We start from the raw sequence: 25,619 nt of genomic DNA on the forward strand, positions 1-25,619 counted from the left end.
CTGAGGTCAGGCTCCCACGCGGTAACGGACGAAGCCCGTCAGCGTGCCGCCGGCCTCGGCGAGAACCTGCGCGACCGTCTTCTTGTTGTCCTTGGCGAACGCCTGCTCGAGCAGGACGTTCTCCTTGAAGAAGCCGTTGAGGCGGCCCTCGATGATCTTCGGCAGCGCGGCCTCGGGCTTGCCCTCGTTGCGGGCCGTCTCCTCGGCGATGTGGCGCTCGTTCGCGACGACGTCGGCCGAGACCTCCTCGCGCGTGAGGTACGTGGGCGAGAACGCCGCGATGTGCGTCGCGATGTCCCGGGCCACACCGGCGCCGGCCGCGTCGGTCGCGACGAGCACGCCGACCTGCGGGGGCAGGTCCTTGCTGACCTTGTGCAGGTAGACCTCGACGTGCTCGCCGGCCACACGGGCCAGGCGGCGCACGACCACGCGCTCACCCAGGGTGGCGGCAGTCTCGTCGACGATCGTCTGGACGCTCGTGCCGTCGACCTCGGTGGCCAGCAGCGCGTCCGCGTCACGGGCCGGGGAGTCGACCGCGGCCGCGAGGACGCGGGCGGCGAGTGCCACGAAGTTCGGGCTCTTCGCGACGAAGTCCGTCTCCGAGTTGACCTCGACGAGCACGCCCGTCTGGCCCTCGCCGTCAGCCGTCGGGCCGACGTGCGCGGCGACGAGGCCGTCCGAGGCCGAGCGGCCCTCGCGCTTGCCGACGCCCTTGAGGCCCTTGACGCGGATGAGCTCGAGCGCCTTGTCGGTGTCGCCGTCGGCCTCCTCGAGCGCCTTCTTGACGTCCATCATTCCGGCACCGGTCTTCTCGCGCAGCGCCTTGATGTCTGCGAGCGAGTAGTTCGCCATCAGTCGTGTCCGTTCCTCGTGTGTCGTGACGTTGATGCGGGACCTCAACGGTCCGGTGACGTGCCGCGGTGCCGGCGACCCCGTCGAGGGGCCACCGGCACCGGCAGGATCACTTGGAGTCGGCGTCGCCCTCGGCGGCAGCCTCGTCGGCGGCCGGCTCGGCCGCCTCGGTCTGAACCTCAGCCTCGACCTCGGCCGCAGCCACGTCCTCGGTCACGGCCTCCGCGACGACCTCGTCGGCCAGAGCCTCGGCGACGACCTCGTCTGCCACGGGGTCGGTCACGACCTCGGCAGCGGCGGTCTCCTCGGCGAGCTCGGTCGTCGCCTCGGCGACGGCCTCGGTCGCGTCGGCCGCGACAGCGGCACCGGCCAGGTCGGCCTCGGCGCCGGCGAGCAGCTCGCGCTCCCACTCGGCGAGCGGCTCGGCGTCGGCCGGGGCACCCTCGGCGGCCGCGGTGCGACCCGAGTGGCGCTTCAGGAGACCGTCGGCCGCGGCGTCCGCGATGACGCGGGTCAGCAGCTGGACGGCGCGGATCGCGTCGTCGTTGCCCGGGATCGGGTAGTCGACGACGTCCGGGTCGCAGTTGGTGTCGAGGATCGCGACGACGGGGATGCCGAGCTTGCGCGCCTCGTTGACCGCGAGGTGCTCCTTGTTCGTGTCGACGATCCACACGGCCGAGGGGACCTTGGCCATGTCACGGATGCCACCGAGCGTCTTGGCCAGCTTGTCCTTCTCGCGGCGCAGGACGAGCAGCTCCTTCTTCGTGAGGTTGGAGCCCGCCACGTCGTCGAAGTCGATCTGCTCGAGCTCCTTGAGGCGCTGGAGACGCTTGTGCACCGTGCTGAAGTTGGTGAGCATGCCACCGAGCCAGCGCTGGTTGACGTACGGCATGCCGACGCGGGCGGCCTGGTCGGCGACCGGCTCCTGCGCCTGCTTCTTGGTGCCGACGAACAGGATCGTGCCACCGTGTGCGACGGTCTGGCTGACGAAGTCGTAGGCGTTGTCGATGTACGACAGCGACTGCTGCAGGTCGACGATGTAGATGCCGTTGCGCTCGGTGAAGATGAAGCGCTTCATCTTGGGGTTCCAGCGGCGGGTCTGGTGTCCGAAGTGGACACCGCTCTCGAGCAGCTGGCGCATGGTCACGACGGCCATGGCACGTCCTTCCGGCGCGCACCGCGAGGTGCACGCGTCAAGGCGGACCCGATTTCCGCGGGCCCGCATCTCGGTTGTCGGCTCCGACCAGCTGGCCGGCGCCCCTGGCGCCATGTCGTCGTCCGCTCCGGCGCCAGCCACGTGGGCAGGTGCTCGGACCGCTGCGGAGATCGACCCCGTCCTGGTCCTGGTCGGCACTGAGCCGTAGGTCCGGTGATCGGGTGGATGACGCGCGAAGTCGACCGGTACGGACCGGTCGCACTCGAAGTCTAGCCGATCACCACCCCAGCTCAGCACAGGGTGGCTGGATACCAGCGAGAGCGCCTGGCAGCGCCCGCATCGGCAGCCCGGGCCCCTCGCCGCATCTGCACTCGGAACGGTCGACGCGGGGTCGGCGAGCCGACCACAGCCCACCCGGGCGTTGCGTCCTCCACACGGCTGCCGTCATCGTCCCCGACCAGCACCTGCGCCGCCGACGATCGCCGTCATGACCCGAGGAACTCCCACCGCTCGCCTGGCCGCCACGCTCGGCACCCTCACCGTGCTGCTCAGCCTGGTGGTCGTCGCCGCAGCGTCGGCGGGCTCTGCCGGTCCACCAGGATCGCCGACACCGGCCGGGACGTACCGTCTGCCCCTCGCAGGGACGGCGGACGTGGTGCGCGCCTTCGAGCCTCCGCCCGCACGCTGGGCAGCCGGGCACCGTGGCGTCGACCTGCGATCGACCTTCGGTGCGGAGGTGGTCTCCCCCGTCGCCGGGGTGGTCACGTACGCGGGCACCGTGGGCGGTCGACCGGTCGTGACGGTGACCGACGCCGAAGGCAGGCGGTCGAGCCTCGAACCCCTCGTGCCGAGCGTCGGGGTCGGTGACCTCGTCCCGGCCGGGGCGCGCCTCGGCACCCTCGCCGTCGAGGGCTCCCACTGCGCTCCGAGCACGTGCCTGCACTGGGGTGTGCGGATCGCGGACAACGACTACATCGACCCGTTCAGCCTGCTCGCCGGTGCGGGACCGGTGGTGCTGCTCCCGCTCGACCCCGAGGCTGTGACCCGGTGAGTCCGGTCAGCCGTCTCGCTCTCGTCCGCTGCCGACGCCGAGAGCCGTCGCCGTGCCGCGGCGTGGGCGGTCAGGCGCGCTCGGCCTCGACGAGACGGGTGCGGAGCCGGACCATCGCTGCGGTGTGCATCTGCGAGATGCGGGACTCGGTGACACCGAGGACGCGACCGATCTCGGCGAGCGTCATGCCCTCGTAGTAGTAGAGGACGACGACGATGCGCTCGCGCTCGCCGAGACACTCGATCGCGCGGGCCAGGAGGAACTTCGTCTCGGCCGCCTCGATCGAGCTGGCGGGGTCGAGTGTGCGGTCGTCACCGAGCGTGTCACCGAGGGAGACGCCGCCGGGGCGGTCGTCGCCGCCGCCGAGCAGCTCGTCCAGCGCCGCGACGTTCACCGTCGAGAGCTGGGAGTAGATCGCGCGCAGGTCCTCGACCGGCAGCTCGAGATGCCGGGCGACCTCGTCCTCGGTCGGCGTGCGGTGAAGCTTGGCCTCGAGCTCGGCATACGCGCGGTCGACGGAGCGGGCCTTGGTGCGGACCGAGCGCGGCACCCAGTCCATCGCGCGCAGCTCGTCGATGATCGCACCGCGGATCCGGGACGAGGCGTACGACTCGAACTTCACGGAGCGGTCCGTCTGGTACTTCTCGATGGCGTCGATCAGGCCGAACATGCCGTAGGAGACCAGGTCGGCCTGTTCCACGGTGCTCGGCAGGCGCATGCCGACCCGGCCGGCGACTGCCGCCACGAGCGGGGCGTAGTGCAGGATCAGGCCCTCACGGGCAGCGGCGGACGGCGTCGCCTTGTAGTCCTCCCACAGCGCGTCGATCTCCTCGACGGAGCGGCTCGGCGCCACCGGGGTCCGGGGGGCAGGCACTCCGCGAGTGATCGGGGCCGACCGGGGCTGCGGGATGACGCCCTCGGGCGCGGTGCTGGTCCGGCGGGTGCGCACCGGGAAGGCGGCGTCCAGCTGCGTCGTCATCGTCGACTCCATCGTCTTCGTCATGCTCGGGGGTGCGCTGGCTGAGGAGCCGAGCAGAGTCGCTCGGCAGAGACATCGATGGAGCGCGGCGTCGCGGCGAGGATCGCGTGACCGAGGAACTGCTGGACGCTGTGCGCGGCCGAGCCACCCTTGAGGACGAGGGCAGCACCGGTGTGGCTGAGCGTGTGGGGCGTCACGTCGTCGACGCTCGAGAGTGCAGCGACGGAGTGGACGACCGAGCGGGCCGTCCGACCGTGCCGCGAGGAATGACCGGGAAGAAGATCGACAGCACCGAGAAATGTACGGTTCGCGTGCCCGGACATTGCCCGCTGAGCACCCAGGCGGGCCGAGAACTCCGACCGCAGGAGCGCCTGATCAGGCGTCCCCGTCGCGACCTCGATGCTGTCCATGTGAGTACGGTGACCTGAAACACAGCCGGTCACAAGAAGCACTTTCACCTGCCCGGCCTAACGGTGGGCGAATCCCGGTGAATGTCCGATTCTTCGACGAACAATGGCCCGAATGCGCGTTTTTTTCACCCGGAGAACTTCTCACCCACACTTCATCCGCGACGCCTTCCGGCGCGCCTCCTGGACAGCGTGCCGCCGTCATGATGTGTCGATCGTCACCGCGACCCAGCCGCCCCCGCGTCGGACCGCCCACCCGGCCAGCTCCAGCAGACCCACCGCGCCCCGCGCCTCGGCGACGGTGACCCCGGCGAGGCTCGCCACTCGGTCGACCTCGGTGGGCACGCGACGAGAGAGAGCGTCGAGGACACGCAGCGACACCGGGTCGAGAGAGTCCTGACGCCGGGAAGCGCGGTCGTCGGCGGAGCGGGCGGCAGCCGCCCCGGCCACGAGACCGGAGCCGATGGACCCCGCGAGCTCACGCACCTCGGCGACATCCGTGACGCACACCGCAATCCCTTCCCGCAGCAGACGGTGGCAGCCGGCGGACGCCATCGACGTCACCGGCCCCGGCACGGCACCGACGGGTCGCAGGAGCCGCGCTGCGTGGTGCGCGGTGCTCATCGCGCCCGACCGCCACGCAGCCTCGACCACCACCGTGGCCTGGCCCGAAGCGGCGATCAGCCGGTTCCGCTGCAGGAACCGGCTCTTGGTGGGCAGACTGCCCGGTGGCACCTCCGACACCAGCGCTCCGCCGACCCCGACGATCGTGTCGAGCAGGCGCGCGTTCCCCGCCGGATAGGCCCGGTCCACACCACCCGCGAGGACCACGAGGGTTCGCCCGCCGCGCGCGACGGCTCCGCGGTGCGCCGCCGCATCGATGCCATACGCCCCGCCCGAGACCACGCACAGCCCCTCCGCTGTCAGGCCGTCGGCGAGGTCGAAGGCGACGCGTTCCCCGTAGGACGTCGCCGCCCGCGACCCGACGACGGCCACCGACCGAGCGAGCACCGCACCGAGGTCCGGCTCGCCACGGACCCACAGGCAGAACGGCGCCTCGGCCCCCAGATCGTCGAGCGTGGACGGCCATCGAGGGTCCCCCGGCACCAGCAGCGCGCCGCCGAGCCGGTCGAGGTGCACGAGATCGCGGCGCGGGTCGCAGTCAGGCAAGCGGACGGCCCACCGCGCGAGGCCCTTCGTCAGCCGTCGCCGGTCGGCGTCGGCGAGAGGACCATGGCGGTCCTCGAGCCCGGCGATGTCCGGACCGTGCTGGACGGCCGCGCGGACCCACTCGAGGGCGTCCACGGCCCCGAGGAGTGCCACGAGCGTGCCGGCGACGGCGTCACCCGGCTCGACCAGAGCGCTCCACGTCGCACGTGCCAGCACCTCCGTGCCGTCGCCCCTCATGCGCCGTTCCCGCGTGTCCGCAGCAGGAGGGCGTGCCCCACGTCGGCGCGTCCGGGTGCCGCCCGCCCCGCCAGGTCGGCCAAGGTCCACGCGACGCGCAGCACCCGGTCCACCCCGCGCAGGCTCAGGGTGCCGCGATCGAGCGCGCGGTCCAGGTCAGCGACCAACGTGCGATCAGGTCCCAGCCGCTCCCGCAGCCAGCTGCCCGGGACGTCGCCGTTGGTGCGCCACGGCGTCCCCACGAGCCGCTGCGCCTGGGCGGCCCGCGCGTCGAGCACCCGCGCGGCCACGACCGCGGAGGACTCCCCCGCCCCGGCACCCGCCCGGGCCGGGATCATCTCGACCTGCAGGTCCACCCGGTCCAGCAACGGTCCCGACAGCTTGCCGAAATACCGGCGGCGCTGCTCGCTGCGACACGTGCACGCGAGCCCTTTCCCGACTCCCTGTCCGCACGGGCACGGGTTGGCGGCGAGGACGAGCTGGAACCGTGCCGGGTAGCGAGCCGTCCCGGCAGCCCGGTGGAGCACCAGCTCGCCGTGCTCCAGCGGCTGCCGCAACGTCTGGAGCACGGCGGTCGAGAACTCCGGCGCCTCATCGAGGAACAGGACGCCGCGGTGGGCCCGCGAGGCCGCCCCCGGACGTGGAACTCCCGAGCCTCCGCCCACGACGCTCGCCGGTGTCGCGGTGTGGTGCGGGTCCTCGAACGGGGGTCGGCGCAGCAGGCCGTCCCCCGGGTCGAACGCGCCGGCCACCGAGTGCACCGCCGTGACCTCGACGGCGTCCGCCTCCGACAAGTCCGGCAGCAAGCCGGGCAGGCGGGCCGCAAGCATCGTCTTGCCCGTCCCCGGCGGGCCCACCATCAGCAGGTGGTGCCCACCTGCCGCGGCGACCTCGAGGCACGCCCGCGCGTCGTCCTGACCGACGACGTCCGCGAGGTCCAGCGCCGAGCTGCCGCGGTGCGGTGGCACGGCCTCGGGGGACACCGGCGCGACCGCCGGGACGTCGACGGTCGCGCCGTAACCCGCCGCGACCTCGGCCAGGCTCGTCGCCCCGACAACCCGTGCACCGGGCACCAGGCGCGCCTCCGCCGCGTTCGCCTCTGCGACGACCACCCGGCACCACCCCGCCGCGACGGCGGCCGCGACCGCGGGCAGCACGCCGCGGACCGGCCGGAGCCGACCGTCCAGCCCGAGCTCCCCGAGGTGGACCACCCCGCGGGGTGCGGCCGGATCGATAGCCTCTGCACCGGCCAACGTCGCCACGGCGATCGCCAGGTCGAAGCCCGAGCCCGACTTCGGCAGCGTGGCGGGCGACAGGTTGACGGTGATGCGCCGGTTGGGCCAGGCGAGTCCCGATGACGTCACGGCGGCCCGCACGCGGTCCCGCGACTCGGCCAACGAGGCGTCAGGCAGCCCCACGAGCGTGAACGCCGGCAGCGAGGGCGCGAGGTGCGCCTCCACATCGACGACGTGCCCCGTCAGCCCGACGAGCGCGACCCCGAGCGTCCGACCGAGGACCACCTAGACCACCCCCATGAGGTGGTCGACCTGCGCAGCGCCCCGAGCGGGCAGCAGCACGGCGATCACGTCGACGCGGACGGACCTCGGGTGCACGTCGTGCGCCACGAGCCACTGCGCCGCGAGCCGTCGCACGCGCGCGAGCTTGCGGGCGGTCACCGCCTCGGCGGGATGCCCGTACGCGATCGACCGCCTCGTCTTGACCTCGATGACGACCAGCTCGTGGCCGTCTAGCGCGACGAGGTCGAGCTCACCGTCACGGGTCCGCCAGTTCCGGTCCAGCACGTCCCATCCGCGATCCCGGACATGAGCTTCCGCCACGTCCTCCCCGTACCGTCCCACTGCGTCCTTCGCGCGCACCGGACCACCTCCGCGCAGGACGCTGCCAGCGCGCGACGGGGAGCGGGACGCCCGAGCACCACCTCGTGGAGGCGGTCACGCCAAGGTGGGCTGTGGGCGGCTCGGCTGGAGCCGCCTCAGCGGGCGAAGCCCGCGCTGCCGCCCAGGTCGAGCTCGGCCTTCGCCAGCTCCTCGACGTTCACGTCCTTGAACGTGACGACGCGCACCGACTTCACGAACCGGGCGGAGCGGTACACGTCCCACACCCACGCGTCGGCGAGCGTCAGCTCGAAGTAGACCTCGCCGGCGGCCGAACGGACCTGCAGGTCCACCTGGTTGGCGAGGTAGAACCGCCGCTCCGTCTCCACGACGTAGGAGAAGAGCCCTACGACATCGCGGTACTCGCGATACAGCGCGAGCTCCATGTCGGTCTCGTAGTTCTCCAGGTCCTCCGCGCTCACCGGGACATCATCCCTCATGCGTGCAGCCGGGGCGGCGCGACGCCACGAGAGCGAACCGTCAGAACGCCTCGTCGGGATCCGAGGCCAGCCCGAGGAGGGCCGCATCGACGTCGTCGTCGACCGGGAGACCGGCCACCTCGTCGACCAGACCCTCGCCGCCCGTCGTCCCCGGCAGCCGCCACGAGCGGCGGTGCAGCACGCTCGGGCCGAGCTCGCGCAGCGCCGCCATGTGCTCGGGCGACGCGTAGCCCTTGTTCTCGTCCCAGCGGTATGCGGGGTGCTCTGCGGACAGACCGACCATCATGGCGTCCCGCTCGCACTTGGCGAGCACGCTCGCGGCAGCGACGGACGCGCACGTCCGATCGGCCTTCACGCGCATGTGCACGCGAGGGACGGGCAGGGTCGGCTCGTCGTCGAGCGTGAAGAGATCGGCCTGGGCCGGGCGGCTGAGCCAGTCGTGCGACCCGTCCAGCAGGACGACGTCGACCGGCCCGACCGACGTCGCGACGGCACCGAGAGCGCGCGTGCCCGCGAGCCGCAGGGCCGCGATGATGCCGACCTCGTCGATCTCCGCGGCGCTCGCGTGCCCGACGGCACGCGCGAGCCCCCAGCGACCGAGGGCGGGGAGCAGGCGAGTGCGCGCCGCAGGTGCGAGCAGCTTGGAGTCCGCGACGCCCTTCGGCGCGGACCGGGTCGTGACGTCCACGACGACCACGCCGACGCTCACCGGGCCCGCCAGCGAGCCGCGACCGACCTCGTCCATGCCGGCCAGGAGCCGCGCACCGTCCCGCAGCAGCAGCCGCTCGTGGCGCAGGTGCGGCGCGACGCGTGGAGCGGTCGCCCTCGGTGCGGCGAGCAGGTTCACGGCTGGTCGGGCACGTCCGCGAACGTGCTGGTCGGGTTGCGGAGCAGTCCCATGCGCTCGATGGGCCACACCGTCACGAAGGCCATGCCGACGACGTTGTCGACCGGCACCGAGCCCCCGCCGGGCTTGCCCTGGTTGTAGCGGGAGTCCGACGAGTGGGACCGGTTGTCACCCATGACCCAGATGCTGTTCTCCGGCACCGTGACGTCGAACGCGATGTCGCTCGGCGCCACGCCCGCCGCCAGGTACGGCTCGTCGATCTCGACCCCGTTGACCGTCACCGGTCCACCTGCCACCGCGGAGACGTGGTCGCCGGGCAGGCCGATGAGGCGCTTGACCAGGTGCTCGTTGGCGTCGGCCGGATAGAGCCCGATGAACGTCAGAGCGGAGTTGATCGCACCTTGCGCCGGGCCCGGGTCCGGTGCGGCGTCGGCCGGCAGCCAGCCGCCGGGGTCCTTGAAGACGACGATGTCACCGCGACGGAGGTCGAACGGGCCTGGCGTGAGCTTGCTGACCAGGATCCGGTCGTGCTCGATCAGCGTGTCGTGCATCGACTGGCTCGGGATGAAGAACGCCTGCACCAGGAAGGTCTTGACCAGCAGCGACAGGATGATCGCGCTGACGAGGATGATCGCCGTCTCGCGCAGCAAGGACCCGGCGCCGCTCGGACGGCGGGCAGCCGCGTGCCGGCGCGAGGTCGAGTGGTCCGCGTTCCGTCCGTCGTCGGGCACCGTCACGTCCGGCAACCGAGGCCCGGCGGAGCTCTGCTGGGCGCTTGCACCGGCTCCGTCGAGCGACTCCCGGCCCAGCCACGACGTGGGGGACGAGTCCTCGTCGAGGTCGCGGGGAGGTCGGTCGATCACCCGCACACTCTCGCATGCGCCGGCCCCAGACGCGCACACGCCCACCCCACGAGATCGCGAGTCGTGACCGGGTCATCGTCGCCATGACCCTTCGTCGACACCGCTGCGCCTATGACCAGGGCACGAGCGCTCCGGGACGCCGACGGGCGACCACCGGATCGGTGGCCGCCCGTCGGGACAGAGCGTGCGAGGAGGCTCAGGCCTTCTTCGCGGCGGGGGTGAAGTCGCGCTTCTCCTTGATCTTGGCCTTCTTGCCACGGAGCTTGCGCAGGTAGTACAGCTTCGCGCGCCGCACGTCGCCGCGCGTCACGACCTCGATCGAGTCCAGGCTCGGGGAGTGCACGGGGAACGTGCGCTCGACGCCGACCTGGAAGCTGACCTTGCGGACCGTGAACGTCTCACGGACACCGTCGCCCTGGCGGGCGATGACGACGCCCTGGAACGCCTGGATGCGGGAGCGGTTGCCCTCCACGACCTTGACGTTGACCTTGAGCGTGTCGCCGGCGCGGAACTCCGGGATGTCGGACCGCAGCGATGCTGCGTCGACCTGGTCCAGCGTGTGCATGTGATGTCACTTCCCCGCCCTGCCACAGGTCAGGAACGTCGTCGAGGGCGTCTCGGTCACCCTCTGCAGGGCAGGACCGGCGTCCTTGGTCTGATGGTCTGGTGCGTCCGGGCGAATCCCCGGGTGGTCGTGATCGTCTCCCCTGTGGCAGAGACGCAACCTGCGCGCACCAACGGGCAAGTCTGCCACAGAGGCCGCACCCACGGTAAATCGGGTGCTCAACATCACGCGGGGCTCACGGACGGGCGAGGCGTCCGTCCACGAGCTGCCAGCCGAGCGCCTCGAGCAGGGCGAGATCGTGCTTGTCGAGCCCGTCGACGGGCAGTTGCGCGATGAGGTCCGGCCGACGCGCAGCCGTCCGCTCGAGCGCGGTGTCCCGGCGCCATCGTGCGATCCGGGCGTGGTGCCCGGACAGGAGCACCTCGGGGACGTCCAGCCCCGCCCACGCCGGTGGCTTGGTGTAGACGGGGTACTCGAGAAGACCCGCCGCACCGTGAGACTCCTCGACCAGCGACTCCGGGTTGCCGACGACCCCGGGCAGCAGGCGCGCGACGGCCTCGACGACGACCAGCGCGGCCACCTCACCGCCGTTGAGCACGTAGTCGCCGAGGGAGAGCTCGGTGACACGGACGCGGGAGCGGTAGTGCTCGGCCACCCGCGCGTCGATCCCCTCGTACCGACCGCACGCCACGACCAGATGGCTCTCGCCCGCCAGCGCCTCGGCGGTGCGCTGGGTGAACGGCTCCCCCGACGGCGTCGGCACCAGCAGGTGCGCCTCGTCGTCGAGGAGCGCGTCCAGCGCGGTCCCCCACACGTCGGGGCGCATGACCATGCCCGCACCGCCGCCGAACGGGGTGTCGTCCACGGTCCGGTGCCGGTCCGTGGTCGAGTCCCGCAGGTCGTGCACGCGCAGGTCGAGCAGACCGCTCGTGCGCGCCTTGCCGACGAGTGAGAGCTCGAGCGGAGCCAGGTACTCGGGAAAGATCGAGACGACGTCGATGCGCACGTCAGTTGTCGTCTGCGTCTCGGGGCAGGACCGTCTCCTCGGACACGACCAGGTTGGCGGCGTCGGAGGCGAGCAGACCACCGGGCGGGTCGATGACCACGCGGCCGCCGGCGACGTCGACGACGGGCACGATCGCCTTCACGAACGGGATGAGGGTCCGCGCGCCGTCGGGCTCGCGCAGGACCAGCATGTCGTGCGCCGGCAGGTGCTCGAGCCCGACGATCTCGCCCAGCACCCGGCCGTCGGCGTGCTCCGCGCGCAGCCCGGCGAGCTCGTGCGGGTACCAGGCGTCGTCCTCGTCGGAGCTGTCCTCGTCGACCACCAGCTCGGTCCCACGCATCGCCTCGGCCGTCGTCCGGTCGGTGATCTGCGCGAACGTCACGTACCAGCGGTCCTGCTGGGTGCGCGTGCTCACCACAGTCAGTGGTCCCCGCGCCGCCGGTTCGGTGGCGAGCACCGCGCCGACGCCGAACCGGTCCTCGGGGTTGTCGGTGCGCAGGTCGAGGGCGACCTCTCCACGCAGGCCGTGGGCACGGCCGATCCGCGCGACGGTCAGCTGCATGGAAGTTCCTCACGTTCGGGCACGGGGTGTCGGTCAGGTGGTCAGACATGGCGAAGGCCCGGTCCCCAGGTTAGGGGACCGGGCCTTGCGCGATGGTTCAGCGCCGGTCGACGTCCACGACGTCGACGCGGACGGCGCCGTCCGTCGAGAGCGCGCCGACGACGGTGCGCAGCGCGCGGGCCGTCCGACCGCCACGGCCGATGACTCGGCCGAGGTCGTCGGGGTGCACGCGCACCTCGAGCAGGTCGCCACGACGCAGCGTCGACGCGTTCACGCGGACGTCGTCCGGGTGGTCGACGATGCCACGCACCAGGTGCTCGAGAGCGTCGGCGAGCATCAGGCCTGCTCGTCCTCGGCGGGAGCCTCGGCAGCGGCGGCCTTCTGCGAGGCAGCCTTCTCGGACGCCTTGGCCTTGGCCTTCTCGGCGTCGAGCGCGACGGCGTCGATGGCAGCCTTCGGGTCGACCTTGTCGGCCTTGGTGCGCAGGGTGCCCTCCTGGCCGGGGAGGTTCTTGAACTTCTGCCAGTCACCGGTGATCTTGAGGAGCACGGCGACCTGTTCGGTCGGCTGCGCGCCGACGCCGAGCCAGTACTGCGCACGCTCGGAGTTGACCTCGATGAATGAGGGCTCCTCGGTGGGGTGGTACTTGCCGATCTCCTCGATCACGCGGCCGTCGCGCTTGGTGCGCGAGTCGGCGACGACGATGCGGTAGTACGGAGCGCGGATCTTGCCGAGACGCTTGAGGCGGATCTTGGTGGCCACGGTGTGGTCTTCTCCTGATGTCTGCTGTGGGTGACCTCTCCGCGCATTGCCCGTGGGGTGGGCGCGCCGGGAAGGTCGGGGACACGACGAACGCAGGTAGAGGGGCTGCGGACGCCGGGTACAGCCGACCATTGTGCCAGATGTGGTGGGCCGGTCCCAACCATGTCGCCCAGGTCACCGACGTCTCAGACGACCGCTCCTCGCAGCACCACCGCGCGGGGTGCGCCGAGCACACCGATGTCCTCGCGTGGGTCGGCCCCGAAGACGACGAGATCCGCCGACGCGCCCTCGCCGAGCCCCTCAGCGCCCAGCCACGCGCGCGTGCGCCAGCTGGCCGCGGCCACCACGTCGCGGGCGGGGATGCCCGCGCGGACCAGCTCCGCGGCCTCGTCGGCGATCTTGCCGTGCCCGATGGTCCCGCCGGCGTCCGTGCCGACGAGCACGGGCACCCCCGCCTCGTACAGGTCACGGACGAGCGCGTAGCGGTGGGCGTGCAGCGCGCGCATCCGCGCGGCGAACAGCGGGTAGCGAGATCCTTGCGCGGCGATGGCCTCGAACTGCCCGATCTGCAGCAGCGTCGCGGTGACCGGGATGCCGGCGGCGGCGATCCGGTCGATGTGGTCGGGAGTCGCACCCGTGGCGTGCTCGAGGCAGTCGATGCCGGCGTCGAGGAGCGCGTCGAGCGACTCCGTCGCGAAGGTGTGGGCGGTGACCCGGGCGCCCGCCGCATGCGCGGCGGCCACGGCGTCGGCCAGCACATCCGCGGGCCACAGCGGGCGCAGGTCGCCGTCGGCGCCCAGGTCGCGGTCGATCCAGTCCGCGACCAGCTTGACCCAGCCGTCGCCTCGCGCTGCCTCCTCGCGGACGGCCGACGGCAGCTGGTCGACGGACTCGAGCTCACGCCCGTAGTGCCGCAGGTACCGCTTGGGGCGGGCGAGATGCCGGCCCGCGCGGATCAGGCGCGGCAGGTCGTCGCGGTCGTGCACCCAGCCGGTGTCGGCGGGCGAGCCCGCGTCCCGGACGAGCAGCACTCCCGAGTCACGGTCGGCGAGAGCCTGCTTCTCGGCCGTGCCGTCGTCCACGGGGCCGTCCGAGGCGAGACCGATGTGGCAGTGCACGTCGACCAGCCCGGGCAGCACCCAGCCCTCGAGCACGGCGTCGGGCGTCGCCGACGGACGATCGAACGTGATCCGGCCGCCGACGACCCACGCCTCGCCGACCTCACGCTCGTCGTCGAGGACGACCGTGCCGCGCAGGTGCAGGACCACGTGGGCTCAGCGTCCGCCGAGGAAGCGGTCCAGCCCTGCCGGCAGCTCGATCTCGGCCGGCTGAGCGGGTTCTGCCTTGGGTGCGATGCCGAACGCGGAACCCTGCGGTGCGGCCGGCTTGCTCGTGATGCCCCGCTCCTGCTCCGCGCGCTTCGCCGGGTTGCCCGACTTGCCCTTGACCTTGCGCACCGGCGCCGCAGAGCGGCCGCGCGACTTCTTGCCGCCCATGCCGGGCAGGTTGCCCATGCCCGGAGGCATGCCGGGCATGCCTCCACCCTTGGCCATCTGGCGCATCATCTTCTGCGCGCCGTCGAACCGCTCCAGCAGCTGGTTGACGTCGCTCGGCTTGGTGCCGGAACCGGCCGCGATGCGGGACCGGCGCGAGCCGTTGATGATCTTCGGGGTCCGGCGTTCGGCCGGAGTCATCGAGCGGATGATCGCCTCGATGCGGTCCACCTCGCGCTCGTCGAAGTTGTCGAGCGCCTCCCGCATCTGCCCCATGCCGGGCAGCATGCCCATCATCTTCTTCAGCGGTCCCGCGCTGCGCAGCTGCTGCATCTGCGTCAGGAAGTCCTCGAGCGTGAGGTCCTTCCCGGACGCCAGCTTGTCCACCATCTCCTCGGCCTGGCCGGCGTCGAACGCCTTCTCGGCCTGCTCGATGAGCGTGAGGACGTCGCCCATGTCGAGGATCCGCGACGCCATGCGGTCGGGGTGGAACACCTCGAACTCGGTGAGCTTCTCGCCGGTGGACGCGTACATGATCGGCTTGCCGGTCACGCTGGCGACCGACAGCGCAGCGCCACCGCGGGCATCACCGTCGAGCTTGGACAGCACCACGCCGGTGAACCCGACACCGTCCGCGAACGCCTGCGCGGTGGTGACCGCGTCCTGGCCGATCATCGCGTCGATGACGAAGAGGATCTCGTCCGGGTCGAGCGCGTCGCGGATGTCCGACGCCTGCTGCATCAGCTCAGCATCGACGCCGAGGCGACCGGCCGTGTCGACGATCAGGACGTCGTGCAGCTTCGTCTTGGCGGTCGCCAGGCCCTCGCGCGCGACGGCGACGGGGTCCGCACCGAACGGCAGGAGGTCCTCGCTGCCCTGGTTGCCGGGGTGCGGGGCGAACACGGGCACGCCCGCGCGCTCCCCCACCACCTGGAGCTGGGTGACGGCGTTCGGACGCTGGAGGTCCGCCGCGACGAGCAGCGGCGTGTGGCCCTGACCCTTCAGGTGCAGAGCGAGCTTGCCGGCGAGCGTCGTCTTGCCCGCACCCTGCAGGCCGGCGAGCAGGATGACCGTCGGCGGGTTCTTGGCGAGGTTCAGCGTGCGCGTCTGGCCACCGAGGATGGCGACGAGCTCCTCGTTGACGATCTTGACGACCTGCTGCGCCGGGTTCAGCGCGCCGGACACCTCGACCGACAGCGCGCGCTCGCGCACCGCGCCCGTGAACGACCGGACGACGGGGACAGCGACGTCGGCGTCGAGCAGGGCTCGGCGGATCTCGCGCACCGTGGCGTCGATGTCCGCCTCGGACAGCCGGCCCTTGGTGCGCAGGTTCTTGAAGGTCGACGTCAGTCGGTCGGACAGGGTGGCGAACACCTGCGGGTCCTCACGCTTCGGGTTTCACGGACGACCTAGGGTACCTGCCAGCACCCTGGTGGCTCGTGCCGTCAGATCGTCGACGAGCGTGGCGCGCCACGTGCTCCACGCCTGCGGACCGGCCGCTCCGGCGTCGGCCTCGGTCAGGGCGCGCAGCAACGAGAGCAGGTCCGGCCGGTGGTCGACGGCGTCGAGCAGCCGGCTCACGGTGGCGGGATCGTCGGGGTCGGCGGTCGTGGCCAGCTCGGCGAGCGTCAGGTGCTCGCGCACGAGCCGCGTGACGTCCGCGGCCACCTGGTCGTCGAACCCCATCCGCGTGACGATCGGCCCCGCCAGCCGCGCACCCTCGGTCGAGTGGTCGCCGGCACCAGCACGCTTGCCGATGTCGTGCAGGAGGGCCGCGAGCAGGAGCGTCTCCCCGTGCTCGACGACGCGCTTGTCGCGTCCCGCCCGTGCGACGGTCTCCACGAGATGACGGTCGACGGTGTGCCGGTGGATCGCCGACCGCTGCGGCCGGTTGCGGACGCCCGCCCACTCGGGGATCCACGTGGTCACGACGCCGGCCAGGTCGAGGGCTTCCCAGATGGGCACCTGCGCGGGACCTGAGCCCAGCAGGTGCAGCAGGTAGCCGCGCGCTGCTCGGGGCCACGGCGCCGGCAGCGGCGGTGTGGCCGTCAGGCTCGCGACCGTGACGGGCGAGAGACTCAGCCCCGTCCGCGCCGCCGTCGCGGCGGCGCGCAGGGACAACAGAGGGTCCTCGGCCGGACGCGCGTCGACTGCGAGCACGATCTCGCCGTCGTGCTCGACCAGACCCTCGGCGATGGTCCGCAACCGCGGGGCGGTGCGCCGACCGCGCACGAGCATCGCCGCGCGGGCGGGTCTCTGCAGGGCCTGTCGTGCGTTGCGCACGGTGGTGTCCAACGCGTAGGAGATCACTCGCGCGGCCTCGGCGATGCTCGCCAGCAGGTCGTCGCGGTCGTCGAAGCCGACGAGTGCCGCGACCTCGTCCTGGTCCGCGAGCAGCAGCCGGTTCGTGTGCCGCCGCGTCACCACCTGGACCGTGTCGCGCACGTCGAGCAGGTGGGCGTAGGCCATGTCGACCGCGCCGTGCGGCCGGTCGGTGAGCCAGGTCGCGGCGAGCGCGCTCAGCACGACCGCGTCCCGGATGCCGCCGCGCGACTCCTTGAGCTCCGGCTCGATGAGGTAGGCCAGCTCACCGTGCCGGTCGGCGCGCTGACGGGTGGAGGCCAGCAGCTCCGGGAGCCGCCGGCGTGCGGCCGACCGCCAGTCCTCCAGCAGGGCGGACTTGGCGCGGGCGATGACGACGGCGTCGCCCGAGACGGGTTGCAGATCGAGCAGCCCGACGGCCGCCGGGAGGTCCTTGGACGCCACCTGGCGGCACTGGGCGAGCGAGCGGACCGAGTGGTCCAGGTCGAGGCCCGCGTCCCAGATGGGGTACCAGAGCTTCTGCGCGAGAGCCGAGAGCGCTTCGGTCGAGTGGCCGCGGCCCTCGTGCACGAGCAGCAGGTCGAGGTCGCTGACCGGGCTGGCGTCGCCGCGCCCGACGCTGCCGACGGCCCCGAGCGCGATGCCCGAGACGTCCTCACCGTCGGTCGCCAGCTCCCACTGCTCCCGGAGCCGACCCACGACAAGCTCGACGATCGCGGCCCGCCTGGCGATGCCGTCGGAGCCGGGGCCGGTGAGGCCGGCAGCGAGCTCGAGCCGCTCAGAGCGGAGGTCCCGCACCCCGATCGCGGGGTGCGGGACCTCGGGCGACCCGTTCGCGGCCGCGCCCCCCGCGGGCGGCCGTTCCTGTGTCATGTGTGTCTGGTGACCGTCCTGATCAGAGGGCGTCGTCGCCGTGCTCACCGGTGCGGACGCGAGCCACGTCCTCGACCGGCACGACCCAGACCTTGCCGTCGCCGATCTTGCCGGTCTGCGCGGCGCGCACGATGACCTCGGTCACGCTGACCGCGTCCTCGTCGCTCACGAGGACGTCGATCTTGACCTTGGGGACCAGGTCGACCGTGTACTCCGCGCCGCGGTAGACCTCGGTGTGACCGCGCTGACGGCCGTAGCCGCTGGCCTCGCTCACGGTCAGACCACGGACACCCGCGGCCTCGAGGGCCGACTTCACATCGTCCAGCCGGTGCGGCTGGATGACCGCCGTCACGAGCTTCGTCATCACTTCACCTCCGTCACGACGCGGGCGCCGACGCCCAGCGTCTCGTATGCGGTCTCAGCGTGAACAGCCAGGTCGATACCGCCGACCTCGGCCTCGTCGGACACCCGCAGACCGATCGTCGCCCGCAGGATGAGCGCGATGACGTAGGTCGCCGTGAAGCTGAAGAGCACGGCGGCCAGTGCGACGATCGTCTGCGTGGCCAGCTGAGTGAGGCCCCCACCGTAGAACAGACCGTTCTGGGCACCGTCCGGGTACCAGGTGCTGTTCGTGTCGGTGGCGAAGAAGCCGATGAGGATCGTGCCGACCAGACCACCGACGAGGTGGACACCGACGACGTCGAGCGAGTCGTCGTAGCCGAACCTGAACTTCAGGCCGACGGCGAGGGCGCAGAGCACACCCGCCACGATGCCGATCCCGATGGCACCCCAGGTGTCGACCGCCGCGGCGGCCGGCGTGATGGCGACGAGGCCCGCGACGATGCCGGACGCGGCACCGAGCGACGTGGCGTGACCGTCACGCACCTTCTCCGTGGCGAGCCAGGCGAGCATCGCGATGCCCGTGGCCAGCAGCGTGTTGAGCCACGCCCGACCAGCGACGCCGTCCGCGGCGAACTCGGAGCCGGCGTTGAAGCCGAACCAGCCGAACCACAGGAGCGCGGCACCGAGCATGACGAACGGCAGGTTGTGGGGCCGCATGGCCTCCTTGCCGAAGCCACGGCGCTTGCCGAGCACGATCGCCAGGACCAGGCCCGCGGTACCGGCGTTGATGTGGACGACCGTTCCACCGGCGAAGTCGATGGGGGTCGACAACCCTTCGGTGAGGCCGGTCGCGCTGAGCAGACCGCCGCCCCACACCCAGTGGGCGAGCGGCAGGTAGACGACGGTGACCCAGACGGCCGTGAAGACCAGCCAGGCACCGAACTTCATGCGGTCCGCGACGGCGCCCGAGATGAGGGCGACCGTGATGATCGCGAACGTCGCCTGGTAGCCCGCGGCCACGAGGAACGGCACACCGGACGCGGCCATCAGGCTCTGGTCGTCCGTGGCGCCCTGCAGGCCGAAGAACTCGAACGGGTTGCCGAGCCACCCGCCACCGAGGTCCGCACCGAAGACGGCCGAGTACCCGTACAGCACCCAGACGAGCCCGGCGACGCCGATCGCGCCGAAGCTCATCATCATCATGTTGAGCACGCTCTTGCCGCGCACCATGCCGCCGTAGAAGAACGCCAGCCCCGGCGTCATCAGCAGCACGAGCGACGCGGCGGTGAGCATAAACGCCGTGTTCCCGCTGTCCAGCTCGAATTCCATCGAGATCGCCTCTCCACTCGCCAGCCGGGGGTGGCTGGTCCGGGGATCACAGTCGACGAACGGGATTTCCGTCAGAGGCGAAGGAGGTTACGTCGGTGTGACAAGCCTCACCCGCACGTAAACGTTCGGTTTCGTGGTGATCGGACGTCCAGGAACAGGCGGTCCCTGTCATCCCTGGATCCGATGGTCGGGACCAGCCTGCGCTCCGCTCCGGGCGCGTGCCGCTGGCGCGACCCACACCCTCCGCTGCACTCCCGCTCATCCCTCCAGCAGGGCGTCGACGAAGGCCTCCGGGTCGAACGGCGCGAGGTCGTCCGGGCCCTCGCCGAGGCCGACCAGCTTGACCGGGACGCCCAGCTGGCGCTGCACGGCGACCACGATCCCGCCCTTGGCGGTGCCGTCGAGCTTGGTCAGCACGATGCCCGTGACGCCGGCCACCTCGCTGAACACCCGCGCCTGGTTCAGACCGTTCTGGCCCGTGGTCGCGTCGAGGACCAGGAGCACCTCCGACAGCGGCGCCTCGCGCGTGATGACGCGCGTGATCTTGCCCAGCTCGTCCATGAGGCCGGCCTTGTTCTGCAGACGCCCGGCCGTGTCGACGAGCACGACGTCGATCCCCTCGGCGCGGCCGGTGCGGACGGCGTCGAACGCCACGGCGGCCGGGTCGGCACCGTCGCGGTCCGAGCGGACCGTGTGGACGCCGACGCGCGAGCCCCAGGTCTGGAGCTGGTCGGCGGCGGCGGCGCGGAACGTGTCCGCGGCACCCAGCACGACGGTCCGGCCGTCGGCCACGAGCACCCGGGCGAGCTTGCCGACGGTGGTCGTCTTCCCGGTCCCGTTCACGCCGACGACGAGAACGACCGCGGGGACACGGGAACCGTCAGCCGCGGCACCCGGCGCCGTGTGCAGGCTGCGGTCCAGGGTCGGGTCGACGAGCGCGATCAGCTGCTCGCGCAGGAGCGCGCGGACGTGAGCGGGGTCCTTGAGGCCCTCGACGCGGACCCGGGTGCGCAACGCGTCGATGAGCTCCCCGGTCGGGCCGGCGCCGACGTCGGCGAGCAGGAGCGTCTCCTCGAGCTCGTCCCAGTCGTCCTCTGTGAGGTGGTCCTTCGAGAGGACCGCGAGCAACCGGGCGCCCAGGGGCGAGCCGGACCTGGAGAGCCTGCCGCGCAGCCGGGCCAGACGGCCGGCGACGGGAGCCGGCACCTCCAGGACTGGCGGTGCGTCGGCCACCTCGGGGACCACGTCCACGGGGGGCACCGGTGCGACCGTCGTCTCGGTCTCGGTCTCGGTCTCGGTCTCGGTCTCGGCCTCGGGTGCGGGCGCGGGGGTCGGCACGTCGAGGGTGGGCGGGGCCTCGTCGGTGGCCGAACCGCGGCGCCGGCGGACGAGGAGGGTCGTCAGCGCGACGACGATGGCCACCGGGATGCCGGCAGACAGGAGGATCTCGAGCGTCTCGTTGGTCACCGGGACAGTGTGTCTGGCGGCGGGCTCAGGACGCGAACCGGCGCGTCACGACGGTGTCCCGCGACCGTCTAGCGGTCGCGGCGGCCCGGCAGGACGCCGGTGGCCTTCTCCTTGGCGCGCTGGAGGGTGGCCGCCAGGTCGTCCACCTGGAGGTACGCCTCTCCCTCGTCGACCGTCTCGCGCAGGAACTGGGCCAGCGAGAGGTCGACGGGCTCGACGGCGGCCGCCGCGGCCGCGGCCTGCTGGTCGGCATCGGGGTTGGTGCGGCCCGTCCACCCGCTGCGGAACGTGGCGAGCGGCGACTCGCGCTCGTCCTTCCGCGCCGCGTAGACGCTGGCGCCGATCAGGACGGCTGCGGCGACGAGGACGGCAAGGAGGATCGCGACGAGGACAGCCATGACACCAGTGTCCCCGCCCTTCGGGGGTCAGTCATCGATCGACGCACTGGTGGCGCCGAACGGCACACAATCTCCACAGGCGGACCCGGACCGTCAGACCGCGACGTCCTCGCGCATCCGCTGGCTGATGACGGTGGTGACGCCGTCGCCCCGCATCGTCACGCCGTACAGGGCGTCGGCGATCTCCATGGTCCGCTTCTGGTGCGTGACGACGATGAGCTGGGAGTCCTCCTGGAGCTCGCGGAAGATCTCGAGCAGCCGACCGAGGTTGGCGTCGTCGAGGGCCGCCTCGACCTCGTCCATCACGTAGAACGGGCTCGGCCGCGCCTTGAAGATGGCCACGAGCAGCGCGACCGCCGTCAGTGACCGCTCGCCGCCCGACAGCAGCGACAGCCGTTTGACCTTTTTTCCGGCCGGTCGCGCCTCGACGTCGATGCCGGTGGTGAGCATGTTGTCCGGATCGGTGAGGACGAGCCGGCCCTCTCCGCCGGGGAACAGCCGCGGGAACACGACGTCGAATGCCGCGGCCGTGTCGCGGTACGCCTCCGCGAACACCTGCTCGACACGCTCGTCGATCTCCTTGACGATCTCGAGGAGGTCCGCACGAGACTTCTTGAGGTCCGCCAGCTGCTCCACCAGGAACTGGTGGCGCTCCTCGAGGGCGGCGAACTCCTCCAGCGCGAGCGGGTTGACCCGGCCGAGCAGCGACAGTGCCCGCTCGGCGGCCCGCAGGCGCTTCTCCTGCTGCTCACGCACGTACGGGACCGTGGTCGGGGCCTCTGGGTCCACGTCGGCGCCGGGCAGCGGGACCACGGGCACGTCCTGGTGCGGGCCGTACTCCTCGAGCAGGACCGCGGGGTCGAGGCCGAGGTCGTCGACCGCGCGGGCCTGGAGCGCCTCGATGCGCAGGCGCTGCTGCGTGCGGGCGACCTCGTCCCGATGGGCGACGTCGGTGAGCTGGGCCAGCTCGGCGGCACGGACGTCGACCTCGGCGCGGGCGGCGGTGACCTCGCGGTCCCGTTCGCCGCGGGCCGTCTCGGCGGCATCGCGCTCGGCAGACGCGCGACGCAGCGACTCATCGAGCACGACCAGCGCACGGGTGGCCCCGTCGCGCACGGCCTGAGCCACCGTGGCCTGGCGCGACCGGGCACGCTCACGCTCGGCGGCCCGCTCGCGGGCGACCCGCTCGGTCTGGGCGGCCCGCTCGAGGGACTCCGCGCGGCCCGACAGGGCCCGCGCACGCTCCTCGCCGGTGCGCAGCGTCAGCCGCGCCTCCGTCTCCCGGGCGCGCGCGCCGGTGGCGAGCTCGGCCAACCGGTCCCGGCGTGCGCTGCCCTCGACGATCGCGGCCTCGCTCTCGGCGGGCTCGACCTCAGCTGCCGCGAGGCGCTCGGCGAGCTCGGTCAGCTCGGCGGTGTCGGCCTCCAGCGTGCGTGACGCGGCCTCCAGCGACTGCTGCAGCCGCGCGGCCTCGGCGTTCGCGGCCCGGGCCGCCGAGCCGAGGTGGCCCAGCTGCTCGGCCACGGCGGCGAGCGCGGCGTCGGACTCGTTGAGCCGGTCCAGGGTGCGCTCGTGCGCGTCGCGCGCCGCGGTCAGCGCCTCGGTGGCGCCCGTGAGCTCGAACCGGACGCGCTCGGCGTCCGCGGTCGCCTTCGCCGCGCCGGAGCGCGCCTGGTCGAGGGCGGACTGCAGGTGCAGGGCGCTCGGCGCCGTCGCGGAGCCGCCCGACGCGCGGTGCCGGGACAGCACGTCCCCGGTGCGCGTGGCGACGACGAGGTCAGGGCGTGCGGCGACGATCGCGCGCGCCGCTGCCAGGTCGTCCACGACGACGACGTCGGCGAGCAGGGTCTCGACAGCCGCACGGACGTGCTCGGGTGCCCGCACCAGGTCGACCGCCCGGGACGCGCCGGCGGGGACGTCCGTCAGAGCCGTGGAAGGGGTGGACGCGCCGCTGACCAGCAGCGTTGCCCGACCGGCATCCTCGGTGCGGAGGTAGCGGATCGCGTCGACGGCGGCATCGACCGAGTCGACCGCCACGGCGTCGGCCACCGCACCCAGCGCGGCGACGATCGCCTCCTCGTTCTCCGGGTCGACCGCGAGCAGCGCCGCGACCGAGCCGACGAGACCGGGCTGGCCGTCGGCGGCGAGCAGCGCTCCGACGCCGTCCTTGCGGGTGAGGCTGAGCTCGAGCGTCTCGGCGCGGGACTCCAGCGCGGTGCGCTCGCGCTCGGCGGCGCTCAGCTGCTCCTGCAGGGCCGTGAGCCGCTCCGTCGCGCGCTCGAGGGCCTCGACGGCGGCCTCGTGCTCGGCGTCCAGCCCTTCCTCGCCCTCCTCGACGCCCGCGACCTGCGACTCGAGCACGGCGAACTGGGTCGTCGCCTCCTGACCTCGCTGCTCGGCGGCGGCGAGAGAGTCCCGGAGGCGACCGAGCTCGGCCTGGGTGGCCTCCACGCGGCTGCGTCGGGCTGCGACCTGGCCCGCCAGGCGGGCGACGCCCTCGCGGCGGTCGGCGGCTCCGCGCAGGGCCGTCGCGACCTCCTTCTCGGCCGCCGTGGCTCCGGCCTCGGCCTGCTGCCGGGCGGCCACGGCCGCTTCCAGGGCGGCTCGGGAGAGCTCCACCTCGCTGGCCAGCTCCGCCTCGGCGGAGCGCACCCGCTCGGCCTGGGCGGCCAGGTCGTCGGGGTCCGAGCCGCCGGTGCGCTCCGGTCCGGCGCTGCCGAGCAGCCGGACCCGGTCGGCAGCCAGGGACGCGGTGCCGCGCAGGCGCTCGCGCAAGGACGAGAGCCGGTACCAGACCTCGCTCGCCTCGCTCAGTGCGGGTGCGGCCTCGGCGGCCTCCCGCTCGAGCGTGGCCAGGCGGGCACGGGTGGCGGCCAGCGCGCCCTCCACCTCCTCGCGACGGACGCGCAGCGCGCTCTCGTCGGCGATCTCCTGCTCGAGCGTGGAGGTCAGCTGCGCGAGGTCGTCGGCCAGCAGCCGGGCGCGGGAGTCGCGCAGGTCCGCCTGGACGACGGCCGCCTTGCGGGCGACCTCCGCCTGCCGGCCGAGCGGACCGAGCTGGCGCCGGATCTCCCCCGTCAGGTCACCCAGCCGCGTGAGGTTGGCCTGCATGGCCTCGAGCTTGCGGAGCGCCTTCTCCTTGCGCTTGCGGTGCTTGAGGACGCCCGCGGCCTCCTCGATGAACCCACGGCGTTCCTCGGGTGTCGCGCGCAGCACCGCGTCCAGCTGACCCTGCCCGACGATGACGTGCATCTCTCGGCCCAGGCCCGAGTCGGACAGCAGGTCCTGGATGTCGAGGAGGCGGCAGCCCTGCCCGTTGATGGCGTACTCGGATCCGCCGTTGCGGAACAGGGTCCGCGAGATGGTGACCTCGGAGTACTCGATCGGCAGGGCGCCGTCGGAGTTGTCGATGGTGAGCGCCACCTCGGCGCGGCCCAGCGGCGGTCGTCCGGCCGTGCCGGCGAAGATGACGTCCTCCATCTTGCCGCCGCGCAGCGACTTGGCGCCCTGCTCCCCCATCACCCAGGCGAGCGCGTCGACGACGTTGGACTTGCCCGAGCCGTTGGGCCCGACCACGCAGGTGACGCCCGGCTCGAAGTTCAGGGTCGTCGCCGAGGCGAACGACTTGAACCCCCGCAGGGTGAGGGTCTTGAGGTGCACCCACTGAGCCTAAGGTGCGGGAGGCCGCGGCCCTGGGAGGCTCTGCCTACCCACGCTGGCTAGAGCGCGGGGAACCAGAGCGCGATCTCGCGGGCGGCCGATTCCTCAGAGTCCGAGCCGTGCACCAGGTTCTGGATGACCTTGAGCCCCCAGTCACGCCCGAGGTCGCCGCGGATGGTGCCGGGTGCGGCCGCGGTCGGGTCGGTGGCGCCGGCCAGCGAGCGGAAGCCCTCGATGGCCCGGTGGCCCTCGGCGACGACCGCGAGCACGGGGCCGGAGCGCATGAACTCGATCAGCGGCGTGACGAACGGCTTGCCGGCGTGCTCGGCGTAGTGCTCGGCGAGCAGGGCCTCGTCCGCCTGGCGGAGCTCGACCGCGACGAGCGTGTAGCCCTTGGCCTCGATGCGGCGGACGATCTCGCCCGACAGTCCGCGGCGGACACCGTCCGGCTTGACCAGGACGAGGGTGCGCTGCGTGGTGGGTGCGTCAGTCATGGGCTGACCCTATGTCGGGTCAGCGGCGTCGGGCGCGGCCGCTCACGGGCCGACCGCCCCCGGGTTCGCGGCGTCGTACTCGGCGCGCTCGCGGTCGATCCTGCCCCCGAGCCGCAGCGCCACCACCCACAGGACGACGAAGATCCCGCCCACGACGAACATCATCGGGACGAAGAACCCCACGCCCAGCACGAGCACCTGGACGATCGAGCCGGCCAGGTAGCCGCCGGGCCGGGACATCATCCCGGAGAGCAGGATCAGGACGACGGACAGGCTCCCCCCGACCCACCAGATCGCCGCCGGCTCTGCGAGCCGCAGGCCGTACGCCACGAGCGTCGCGAAGAACACCAGGACGGCCTCGAGGACGAGGATCGTCTGGGTGAACTGGGGCTTCGCGGGGCGCTTGCGGCGTACGGCCTGGCCGCCGTCCGGGACGGTGGAGCTCATGG

The 25,619-nt window shown here is 72.5% G+C and carries 26 protein-coding genes; 1 reads left to right on the forward strand and 25 read right to left on the reverse strand.

The genetic code is table 11. The features are described 5' to 3' along the window. Positions 1–6: 6 nt before the first annotated feature. Positions 7–852: a translation elongation factor Ts gene (gene tsf / locus ASG23_RS05095; protein ID WP_056021208.1), complete on the reverse strand. Its 846-nt coding sequence runs from the start codon at positions 850–852 to the stop codon at positions 7–9. Between the two features lie 109 nt (positions 853–961). Beyond that, complete coding sequence (gene rpsB, locus ASG23_RS05100) at positions 962–2,008, reverse strand: 30S ribosomal protein S2 (RefSeq protein ID WP_056021211.1); 1,047 nt, start codon at positions 2,006–2,008, stop codon at positions 962–964. A 487-nt stretch (positions 2,009–2,495) separates the two neighbouring features. On the opposite strand from rpsB, the gene ASG23_RS05105 reads away from it, so the two are divergent. After that, positions 2,496–3,059: a M23 family metallopeptidase gene (locus ASG23_RS05105; protein WP_056021214.1), complete on the forward strand. Its 564-nt coding sequence runs from the start codon at positions 2,496–2,498 to the stop codon at positions 3,057–3,059. Positions 3,060–3,129: 70 nt separating this feature from the next. On the opposite strand, the gene whiG is transcribed toward ASG23_RS05105, so the two are convergent. The 23 genes from whiG to ASG23_RS05220 all read right to left on the reverse strand — a co-directional run bounded on the left by whiG (position 3,130) and on the right by ASG23_RS05220 (position 25,617). Then, positions 3,130–4,038 (reverse strand): RNA polymerase sigma factor WhiG, encoded by a 909-nt coding sequence (gene whiG, locus ASG23_RS05110; protein ID WP_082515950.1) that lies wholly within the window; start codon positions 4,036–4,038, stop codon positions 3,130–3,132. A 20-nt stretch (positions 4,039–4,058) separates the two neighbouring features. After that, the gene (locus ASG23_RS05115; protein ID WP_056021217.1) at positions 4,059–4,448 is read right to left on the reverse strand and encodes a hypothetical protein; all 390 of its coding nucleotides are present in this window, start codon (positions 4,446–4,448) and stop codon (positions 4,059–4,061) included. A 198-nt stretch (positions 4,449–4,646) separates the two neighbouring features. Further along, positions 4,647–5,852 carry a DNA-processing protein DprA gene (dprA, locus tag ASG23_RS05120; RefSeq protein WP_056021220.1) on the reverse strand — a complete coding sequence of 402 codons (1,206 nt, stop codon included), beginning with the start codon at positions 5,850–5,852 and terminating at the stop codon, positions 4,647–4,649. Then, positions 5,849–7,372, reverse strand: coding sequence for a YifB family Mg chelatase-like AAA ATPase (locus ASG23_RS05125; protein ID WP_056021223.1), 1,524 nt, complete (start codon positions 7,370–7,372; stop codon positions 5,849–5,851). The genes dprA and ASG23_RS05125 overlap by 4 nt, the downstream gene beginning before the upstream one ends. Beyond that, a complete protein-coding gene (locus tag ASG23_RS05130; RefSeq protein WP_056021226.1) occupies positions 7,373–7,729 on the reverse strand; it encodes a YraN family protein in 357 nt (118 codons plus the stop codon). A 116-nt stretch (positions 7,730–7,845) separates the two neighbouring features. Then, positions 7,846–8,169, reverse strand: a complete 324-nt coding sequence (locus tag ASG23_RS05135) for a DUF2469 domain-containing protein (protein ID WP_055922267.1) — start codon at positions 8,167–8,169, stop codon at positions 7,846–7,848. A 58-nt stretch (positions 8,170–8,227) separates the two neighbouring features. Then, positions 8,228–9,034, reverse strand: a complete 807-nt coding sequence (locus tag ASG23_RS05140; RefSeq protein ID WP_056021228.1) for a ribonuclease HII — start codon at positions 9,032–9,034, stop codon at positions 8,228–8,230. Continuing rightward, complete coding sequence (lepB, locus tag ASG23_RS05145; protein WP_235520893.1) at positions 9,031–9,897, reverse strand: signal peptidase I; 867 nt, start codon at positions 9,895–9,897, stop codon at positions 9,031–9,033. The genes ASG23_RS05140 and lepB overlap by 4 nt, the downstream gene beginning before the upstream one ends. Before the next feature lie 196 nt (positions 9,898–10,093). Beyond that, positions 10,094–10,462 carry a 50S ribosomal protein L19 gene (rplS, locus tag ASG23_RS05150; RefSeq protein WP_056021231.1) on the reverse strand — a complete coding sequence of 123 codons (369 nt, stop codon included), beginning with the start codon at positions 10,460–10,462 and terminating at the stop codon, positions 10,094–10,096. A gap of 235 nt (positions 10,463–10,697) precedes the next feature. Further along, on the reverse strand, positions 10,698–11,468 hold the full coding sequence (trmD, locus tag ASG23_RS05155) for a tRNA (guanosine(37)-N1)-methyltransferase TrmD (RefSeq protein ID WP_056021234.1): 771 nt from the start codon (positions 11,466–11,468) through the stop codon (positions 10,698–10,700). 1 nt (position 11,469) lies between these two features. After that, positions 11,470–12,030: a ribosome maturation factor RimM gene (gene rimM, locus ASG23_RS05160; protein ID WP_056021237.1), complete on the reverse strand. Its 561-nt coding sequence runs from the start codon at positions 12,028–12,030 to the stop codon at positions 11,470–11,472. Positions 12,031–12,127: 97 nt separating this feature from the next. Continuing rightward, positions 12,128–12,367: an RNA-binding protein gene (locus ASG23_RS05165; protein WP_055922281.1), complete on the reverse strand. Its 240-nt coding sequence runs from the start codon at positions 12,365–12,367 to the stop codon at positions 12,128–12,130. Continuing rightward, entirely contained in the window at positions 12,367–12,792 is a 426-nt protein-coding gene (gene rpsP, locus ASG23_RS05170; protein ID WP_055922285.1) for a 30S ribosomal protein S16, read from the reverse strand. Before rpsP ends, ASG23_RS05165 begins: the two co-directional genes overlap by 1 nt. Before the next feature lie 185 nt (positions 12,793–12,977). After that, entirely contained in the window at positions 12,978–14,060 is a 1,083-nt protein-coding gene (locus ASG23_RS05175) for an amidohydrolase family protein (protein WP_056021241.1), read from the reverse strand. A 6-nt stretch (positions 14,061–14,066) separates the two neighbouring features. Further along, positions 14,067–15,659: a signal recognition particle protein gene (gene ffh, locus ASG23_RS05180; protein WP_056021244.1), complete on the reverse strand. Its 1,593-nt coding sequence runs from the start codon at positions 15,657–15,659 to the stop codon at positions 14,067–14,069. A 24-nt stretch (positions 15,660–15,683) separates the two neighbouring features. Next, the gene (locus ASG23_RS05185; protein ID WP_056021247.1) at positions 15,684–17,480 is read right to left on the reverse strand and encodes a [protein-PII] uridylyltransferase; all 1,797 of its coding nucleotides are present in this window, start codon (positions 17,478–17,480) and stop codon (positions 15,684–15,686) included. Between the two features lie 22 nt (positions 17,481–17,502). Beyond that, positions 17,503–17,844 carry a P-II family nitrogen regulator gene (locus ASG23_RS05190; RefSeq protein WP_056021250.1) on the reverse strand — a complete coding sequence of 114 codons (342 nt, stop codon included), beginning with the start codon at positions 17,842–17,844 and terminating at the stop codon, positions 17,503–17,505. Beyond that, positions 17,844–19,151: an ammonium transporter gene (locus ASG23_RS05195; RefSeq protein ID WP_056021253.1), complete on the reverse strand. Its 1,308-nt coding sequence runs from the start codon at positions 19,149–19,151 to the stop codon at positions 17,844–17,846. Before ASG23_RS05195 ends, ASG23_RS05190 begins: the two co-directional genes overlap by 1 nt. Before the next feature lie 258 nt (positions 19,152–19,409). After that, positions 19,410–20,618 carry a signal recognition particle-docking protein FtsY gene (gene ftsY, locus ASG23_RS05200; protein WP_056021256.1) on the reverse strand — a complete coding sequence of 403 codons (1,209 nt, stop codon included), beginning with the start codon at positions 20,616–20,618 and terminating at the stop codon, positions 19,410–19,412. 68 nt (positions 20,619–20,686) lie between these two features. Beyond that, complete coding sequence (locus tag ASG23_RS19775; RefSeq protein ID WP_056021259.1) at positions 20,687–21,016, reverse strand: hypothetical protein; 330 nt, start codon at positions 21,014–21,016, stop codon at positions 20,687–20,689. A gap of 93 nt (positions 21,017–21,109) precedes the next feature. After that, positions 21,110–24,676 (reverse strand): chromosome segregation protein SMC, encoded by a 3,567-nt coding sequence (smc, locus tag ASG23_RS05210; protein ID WP_056021261.1) that lies wholly within the window; start codon positions 24,674–24,676, stop codon positions 21,110–21,112. A 59-nt stretch (positions 24,677–24,735) separates the two neighbouring features. Continuing rightward, the gene (ndk, locus tag ASG23_RS05215) at positions 24,736–25,170 is read right to left on the reverse strand and encodes a nucleoside-diphosphate kinase (protein WP_056021264.1); all 435 of its coding nucleotides are present in this window, start codon (positions 25,168–25,170) and stop codon (positions 24,736–24,738) included. 42 nt (positions 25,171–25,212) lie between these two features. Then, on the reverse strand, positions 25,213–25,617 hold the full coding sequence (locus tag ASG23_RS05220; RefSeq protein WP_056021267.1) for a DUF4233 domain-containing protein: 405 nt from the start codon (positions 25,615–25,617) through the stop codon (positions 25,213–25,215). Positions 25,618–25,619 lie beyond the last annotated feature (2 nt).

The sequence above is a fragment of the Cellulomonas sp. Leaf395 genome, assembly GCF_001424125.1.
Classification (GTDB): Bacteria; Actinomycetota; Actinomycetes; order Actinomycetales; family Cellulomonadaceae; genus Cellulomonas.

Coding starts and splice junctions, on each gene's coding strand:
- tsf (WP_056021208.1), bottom strand. CDS start 852: ATGGCGAACTACTCGCTCGCAGACATCAAGGCGCTGCGCGAGAAGACC.
- rpsB (WP_056021211.1), bottom strand. CDS start 2,008: ATGGCCGTCGTGACCATGCGCCAGCTGCTCGAGAGCGGTGTCCACTTC.
- ASG23_RS05105 (WP_056021214.1), top strand. CDS start 2,496: ATGACCCGAGGAACTCCCACCGCTCGCCTGGCCGCCACGCTCGGCACC.
- whiG (WP_082515950.1), bottom strand. CDS start 4,038: ATGACGACGCAGCTGGACGCCGCCTTCCCGGTGCGCACCCGCCGGACC.
- ASG23_RS05115 (WP_056021217.1), bottom strand. CDS start 4,448: ATGGACAGCATCGAGGTCGCGACGGGGACGCCTGATCAGGCGCTCCTG.
- dprA (WP_056021220.1), bottom strand. CDS start 5,852: ATGAGGGGCGACGGCACGGAGGTGCTGGCACGTGCGACGTGGAGCGCT.
- rplS (WP_056021231.1), bottom strand. CDS start 10,462: ATGCACACGCTGGACCAGGTCGACGCAGCATCGCTGCGGTCCGACATC.
- rimM (WP_056021237.1), bottom strand. CDS start 12,030: ATGCAGCTGACCGTCGCGCGGATCGGCCGTGCCCACGGCCTGCGTGGA.
- ASG23_RS05165 (WP_055922281.1), bottom strand. CDS start 12,367: ATGCTCGCCGACGCTCTCGAGCACCTGGTGCGTGGCATCGTCGACCAC.
- ASG23_RS05185 (WP_056021247.1), bottom strand. CDS start 17,480: ATGACACAGGAACGGCCGCCCGCGGGGGGCGCGGCCGCGAACGGGTCG.
- ASG23_RS05190 (WP_056021250.1), bottom strand. CDS start 17,844: ATGACGAAGCTCGTGACGGCGGTCATCCAGCCGCACCGGCTGGACGAT.
- ASG23_RS05195 (WP_056021253.1), bottom strand. CDS start 19,151: ATGGAATTCGAGCTGGACAGCGGGAACACGGCGTTTATGCTCACCGCC.
- ASG23_RS19775 (WP_056021259.1), bottom strand. CDS start 21,016: ATGGCTGTCCTCGTCGCGATCCTCCTTGCCGTCCTCGTCGCCGCAGCC.
- ndk (WP_056021264.1), bottom strand. CDS start 25,170: ATGACTGACGCACCCACCACGCAGCGCACCCTCGTCCTGGTCAAGCCG.
- ASG23_RS05220 (WP_056021267.1), bottom strand. CDS start 25,617: ATGAGCTCCACCGTCCCGGACGGCGGCCAGGCCGTACGCCGCAAGCGC.